The sequence below is a fragment of the Sphingomonas endophytica genome (assembly GCF_001476895.1).
GTDB lineage: Bacteria > Pseudomonadota > Alphaproteobacteria > Sphingomonadales > Sphingomonadaceae > Sphingomonas > Sphingomonas endophytica_A.
On the sequence record NZ_LDTB01000180.1, the window covers coordinates 1 to 778 of the forward strand.

Annotated in this window: 1 protein-coding gene; it reads left to right on the forward strand. The window is 64.7% G+C overall.

Features of this window, described 5'->3' with window-relative positions; all coding sequences use genetic code 11:
- On the forward strand, nt 1–778 hold a 778-nt coding region (locus NS334_RS16635), incomplete at both ends, for an MFS transporter (protein ID WP_206542703.1).

The following is a 778-nucleotide window of genomic DNA, read 5'->3' on the forward strand; positions in this document are numbered from 1 at the left end:
TCACAATCTCTTCGCGCAAATCACTGCGCGTTACGCTAACGATCACCACGATATCGCGCGAATCGCAATTGAATTGATGTCTTCCGAATCACAAATCCCCATTGCAGCAAAAGTTGCATCGCGGCGATTCGCGCGAAGGCTCGCGGCATTCTATGCCACCCTGTTCGGCATGACCGGCGTGCATCTGCCGTTTTTCACCGTGTGGCTGAAGGCGATCGGCATCGATGCCACCTGGATCGGCATCATCACCGCGGTGCCGCCGGTGACGCGCATCACCGTCCTGCCGCTGGTCAAGGCAGTGGCGGAACGCCGCCAGATGCTGCGCGGCGCGATCATCGCCACGGGAGTAGCCACGGCGTTCGGCTTTGCCGTGATCGGCACCCAGCACCAGCCCTTCGTGCTGCTCGCGGTCTATGCGCTGACCTGCTGCGTCTGGACGCCGATGGTGCCGCTTACCGACGCCTATGCGCTGCGCGGCGTCAGGCAATTCGGTCTCACCTACGGACCGCTGCGGCTGTGGGGCTCGGCGGCGTTCGCGGTCTGTGCGCTGATCAGCGGGTTCCTGCTGCGTTATGTCGCGGAGGTCGATCTGATCTGGATCATCACCGCCGTGACCGTGCTCGGCGCGCTGGTCGGGCTGACCTTGCGGCCGCTGGGCCGTCCGGTCGCCGCAGTCGCGCACGCGGCCGGTTCGCCGCGGTTGCTGCGCAACCCGACCTTCCTCGCCATCATCGTCTCCTCGGCGCTGATCCAGGGCAGCCACGGCGCCTATTACATC